The 5,501-nt window shown below is 64.0% G+C and carries 4 protein-coding genes; all 4 read right to left on the bottom strand.

From position 1 onward, the window contains the following. Positions 1-1,145: ABC transporter substrate-binding protein (locus tag Q0A15_RS09545; protein WP_291279298.1), on the bottom strand; the 1,145-nt coding region annotated here is incomplete at its 3' end. Between the two features lie 503 nt (positions 1,146-1,648). Beyond that, positions 1,649-3,361, bottom strand: coding sequence for an ABC transporter ATP-binding protein (locus Q0A15_RS09540; protein ID WP_291279297.1), 1,713 nt, complete (start codon positions 3,359-3,361; stop codon positions 1,649-1,651). Beyond that, on the bottom strand, positions 3,358-4,551 hold the full coding sequence (locus tag Q0A15_RS09535) for an ABC transporter permease (protein WP_367273380.1): 1,194 nt from the start codon (positions 4,549-4,551) through the stop codon (positions 3,358-3,360). Before Q0A15_RS09535 ends, Q0A15_RS09540 begins: the two co-directional genes overlap by 4 nt. 24 nt (positions 4,552-4,575) lie before the next feature. Then, a partial coding sequence (locus Q0A15_RS09530) for an ABC transporter permease (RefSeq protein WP_291279296.1) occupies positions 4,576-5,501 on the bottom strand: 926 nt, incomplete at its 5' end.

Raw genomic sequence — 5,501 nt, 5'->3', positions numbered from 1 at the left:
TCGTAGGAGAGGACCTCGTTGCCCTCGAGCTTCTCGCCCCACTGGTCCCAGCCGGCCAGCACCGGGGAGGTGAAGTCCTTGGCCGGAGTACGGGTGCCGTCGAAGGCCTTCTCCGTGATGGCGTCGCGGTCGATGGCGTAGGAGATGGCCTCGCGGCGCAGCTGACCCTCTTCGTCACCCTTGAAGTGATCGAGGTACTGCGGGATGGTGAAGGACTGGAACAGGGCGGAGGCCTGGTTGGCGTTGGACTTCGGGAAGTCCTGCTCGAAGGTCTTGAATGCCGAGGACGGGATCTGGTCGAGGACGTCCAAGTTCCCCGACTGCACATCGGCGTAGGCAGAGTCGAGCTTGGTGTAGAACTTGATGTCCACACCGCCATTCTGCGCCGCCTTGGGACCCTCATAGGAGTCGTTCTTGACGAGCTTGATGCCCTGGTTATGGGTCCAAGCCTTGGCATCGGCCAGCTTGTAGGAGCCGTTGCCGACCGGGGACTCACCGAAGGCCTTCATGTCCTTGAAGGCGGAATCCGGGAGCGGGACGAAGGCGGAGTAGCCCACGCGCAGGTTGAACTCCGCTTCGGGGTTGTTCAGCGCCACGGTGAACTCGGTGTCGGAGACCTTCTTCAGACCCGAGAGCTCGGCCACGTTCTTGTCAGCGGAGTAGCCCTTGATGTTCTCGAAGAAGTAGGAACCACCCTGGGCGTTCTTCAGGTTGGCACCGTAGTTCCAGGCCTTGATGTAGTTGTCAGCGGTGACGGGAGTACCGTCGGAGAACTTGGCGCCCTCCTTGAGCTTCACGGTCCACACCGTATTGTCATCGTTGGGTTCCAGGGACTCGGCCTGGTCCAGCTGGACCTCGCCGTCAGCCTTGAAAGAGGTCAAGCCGGAGAAGACCAGGTCGATGATCTTGCCGCCGCCCACCTCGGTGGTGTTGGTGGGGATCAGCGGCATCTGCGGCTCGGTGCCGTTGGTGGAGATGACGTCGGTGGTGGGCTTGGCGTTGGCGTCGACGGTGGCGTCGCCACCCGCAGCCTTGGCCTTGCTCGAGGAGCCGGCGTCCGAGTCGCCGCCGCCGCAGGCGGTCAGGGCCAGAGCAGAGGCCGCGATGATGGACAGGGCGCCCAGCGCCTTGCGATTCTTCAACACGTGGAAAGTCCTCCCGTTACGGGTGAAAGAGACTGATGCGGGATTCCCGGTTTCGCCCGGGAGGCCCTTCTACAAGTCCCCTACTTTACTCGCATCTACCCGGCTTGTGCACAGCCCCTACTCATCCCGACATCTTTTCCGGGGCATGATGCATGTGCCGCGACTGTAGTGCAAGTCACGCACCAAGATGACATTGACACGACTGCCCGACGAGACCGCGGCAGATACGCGTAGGACCGTCGAGTTCCGCACGGTGACGGGAATCAAACGGGCGCTGCGCGCCGGAGGCGGCACCCGCCGTCGGGCCTTTTCATGACGTGAGCCACACGATAGATCACTCATAGACCACTGTTTGGCCGATCCCCAAATACGTGAATCTCAAGGGAACGTTTCACAGTTGGGTTTCACCTCCCGGTAACACGGCCCCGGGGGGGCACAGACAGGAGGGTGGGACGCTCCAGGCGTCCCACCCTCCTCCGATCTCGCTGCTTCTCGTCACCGGCTCAGAGCTGGTGGCGAGCCTCCCGCCGAGTCCGCTGGGCCTCGGGGTCGGGAACGGGAGCCGCGGCCAGCAGCTCCTTGGTGTAGTCCTCCACAGGGAAATGCAGCACCCTGTCCGCCGGCCCCTGCTCCACGACGTGCCCCTTCTTCATGACCACCACATCGTCTGCCAGGTGATCCACCACGGCCAGGTCGTGCGACACGAAGAGGCAGGCGAAGCCGTACTGCTCCTGCAGCTCCTTGAGCATGTCCAGGACCACTGCCTGCACCGAGACGTCCAAGGCGGACGTAGGCTCGTCCGCCACCAGCAGTGCCGGGTCAAGCGCCAGCGCGCGGGCAATCCCCACACGCTGCTTCTGACCACCGGAGAGCTCGTGGGGATAGCGGTTGATGGTGTCCCCAGGCAGTTTCACCGCATCGATGAGTTCGGCAGCGCGCTTGCGGCGTGAGGCCTTGTCGCCGATCTTGTGCACCTCCAGCGGCTCCATGATGCAGTCACCGATGGGGAATCGCGGGTCCAGCGATGCAGCCGGATCCTGGAAGACGACCCCGATCTTGCGGCGTTCTGCCCGAGCCGCCTTGCCCCGCAGCTTGGTGAGGTCCTTACCGTCCACCCGGATCTCGCCCGAGGCGGTGGGCAACAGGCCGAGCGCGGCCTTGGCCACGGTGGACTTACCTGAACCGGACTCACCCACCAACGCGGTGGTGCGGCGCTTGAGCACATCGAAGCTGATGCCCTCGGCCGCACGGAAGACTCCGCCGCGGACCTTGTACTCGATCGCGACGTCCTTCACGGACAGCACCAGGTCCCTACGAGCGGCTTCGGCCTGAGCCTGACACTCGATCTCGGCCACCTCGGAGGCGTCCGCCTCCGAGATCAGTGCCACGTCCGTCAGCCGCGGTACAGCGGCAAGCAGCTTCTGAGTGTATGGGTGCTTGGGCGCCCCCAGGATCTGGTCCACCGTCCCCTGCTCCACGAGCTCACCCATGAACATCACGGACACCCGGTCGGCCAGGTCTGCCACGACACCCATGTTGTGGGTGATGAGCAGGATGCCGACGCCCACCTCGTCCTTGAGCCTGCGCAGCAGGTCCAGGATCTCCGCCTGCACCGTCACGTCGAGTGCGGTGGTGGGCTCGTCAGCAATGATCACCTTGGGATCGCAGGTGAGGGCCATGGCGATGACGATGCGCTGACGCTGGCCGCCCGAGAACTGGTGCGGGTACTGCCTGATGCGCTTCTTGGCGTCGGGAATACCCACCAGTTGCAGCAGCTTCACCGCGCGGTCTATGGCCTCCTGCCCATAGGCCAGGTTGTGCGTCTCCAACGCCTCGGTCATCTGCCGTTCCACGGTCAGGACCGGGTTCAGCGCCGTCATGGGCTCCTGGAAGACCATGGCCAGCTCGGTGGCACGCAGGGCACGCATCTTGTTCTGGGCCAGTCCCACGACCTCGGTGCCGGTGACCTTCACCGACCCGGTCACCTCTGCCGTTGCTGGAAGCAGCCCCATGGCAGACATCGAGGTCACGGACTTACCGGACCCCGATTCGCCCACCAGGGCCACAACCTCGCCTGCATGAACCTGCAGGGACAGGCCCTTGACGGCGTGGACGGTGCGGGAGGCACCGACGAAGTCCACCTTCAGGTCCTCGAAGGAGAGCACCACTTCACCGGCCGCATTCCGACGGACGGGTTGAACCGATGTGGTCGTCATTTCTTGGGCCCTTCTTCATTGAACCCGGACCCGTTGTCAGGGCCCGGATGGTCCTCCGGTTCAGCTGGAACCCGTCCGCCTGCCGGGTTCCCCATGGAACCCGCAGCGTTCCTCGCCACGCTTGCCGCTGCCTGCTCTGCCTGCTGCTGCGCGGAGTCGACGCGTCCGAACTTGAAGAGGCGACGTCGCTTGACGTTCGCCTGACGCGGGTCGAAGGCGTCGCGCAGACCGTCACCGATGAAGTTCACGGTCAGCGCGATGACGAGGATCATCAGACCAGGCCACCAGAACAGCCATGGACGCACCGTGAAGGAGTTCTGATAGGTGGAGATCAACAACCCGAGCGAGGAGCTCGGGGGCTTGACGCCGTAACCGAGGAAGGAGAGCGAGGTCTCCAACAACACGGCGGCCGCGATGCTGAGGGTCGCGTTCACCAGCACCGTCCCGATGGTGTTCGGGATGAGGTGCTTGAACACGACGCGGGTGGTGCTTGCACCCATGGCCCGAGCCGCGTCCACGTACTCCCGTTCGCGCAGCGAGAGCACCTGGGAGCGCACCAGACGGGCCAAGCCCGCCCAGGAGACGGCACCGAGGAGGATGCCGAGGAACCACGGCGAGCTGACCAGGTTCCCGGCGATCTTGCCGACGATGGCTGCGATCAGCAGCAGCGGAACCACGAAGAAGATGTCCGTGATACGCATCAGGATGGAATCCACCCAGCCGCGGAAGTAGCCGGCGATGGCGCCGATGATGGTGCCGAAGATCGTGGCCACGATGCCGACCAGGAAGGCGATGATCACGGAGACCTGCAGCCCCCGCATGGTCAGGGCGAAGTAGTCGCGGCCCAGGTTCTCCTGGCCGAACCAGTGCTGAGCGGAGGGACGACCACCGTCGATCGGCGTGGTGGTCTCCCTCCAGTCGTGTGGCCACCAGCCCGGAATCGGGCCGACCCCGATCGAGGTGATGGAGATCAGCAGGACCACCACCAGGATCACGGCGGAAATCATGGCGGGCTTGTGGCGGATGAAGCGCTTCCAGACCAGTTTGGCCTGCGACTGCGATTCGTCGGCGGAGGCTTCGAGCTTTGCGTCCTCGACCTCTGCCAACGAGACGATCTGTTCCGGATCGGAGCCGGCCACCAGGGGCCGCTCGTCACCGTTCGAATTGGGGTCCATGTGTTTCGGACTCATGTTTTCCTTCACGCTCCTGTGATTTCAGACCCTGATCCGAGGATCAACAAGGGCGTAGACGATGTCGGTCAGCAGGTTGAAGAGGATGGCGATGCCACCGGTGACGAGCACGAAGGCCATCACGGGGTTGGGGTCGGTGGCTTGCAGTCCGTCCTGGAACATGGCGCCCATGCCCTTCCACCCAAAGACCTGCTCCGTGATCACGGCTCCACCGATGACGGCGGCGAAGTCCATGGCCACGATCGTGACGATGGGGATCATCGCGTTGCGGAAGGCGTGGCGCAGGATCACCGTGCGTTCCGGCAGCCCCTTGGAGCGCGCCGTGCGAATGTAGTCCTGGTCCCCGACCTCGATCATGGCCGAGCGCGTGTAGCGGGAGTAGGAGGCCATGGAGATCGCGGCCAACAGTACCGTGGGCAGCAGCAGCTGTGTGCCGTTGTCGAGGAACCTCTCCCAGAAGTCACCCTGGAAGTTCGGCGTGTTGGAGCCGATGGTCGCGATGGGACGAGGCTTGAGATCCGTGAATCCCGGCCAGGCTTGGAACAGGTGATCCACCACGGTGAGGAAGGCTCCGACCAAGGTCGTGGAGACCGCTGCGGTGATGGCCTGATTTCTGTAGCGCCCGCCCATGAAGTACCCGAGCACCCAGGGAACCGCGATGGCCAGCACCAGGCCAACGGCGAGGATTCCCCAGTTCGGTTCCTCGATCAGGTTCCAGGTGGCGTAGTAGACCACCATGACCAGCACCACAGAGATCACTGCGGGCAAGATGACCGTGATCTCCTTGATCCCGACCGTGACGTGGGTGGCGAAGACCGCAACGGCCAGTGTCACGACACTGATCACGGCGGGTCCCATCTGCGGGTACTCCCACATTCGCAACCAGGTGAAGTACGGCAAGGCCGCCCCGACCACCACGGCCACGATGCCGAAGCTCAGCAGTCTGCGCT

The organism is Galactobacter sp. (assembly GCF_022712295.1).
Classification (GTDB): domain Bacteria; phylum Actinomycetota; class Actinomycetes; order Actinomycetales; family Micrococcaceae; genus Galactobacter.
The sequence above is the reverse complement of the archived record's forward strand: the minus strand, read 5'-3'. Positions and strand labels throughout refer to the sequence as shown.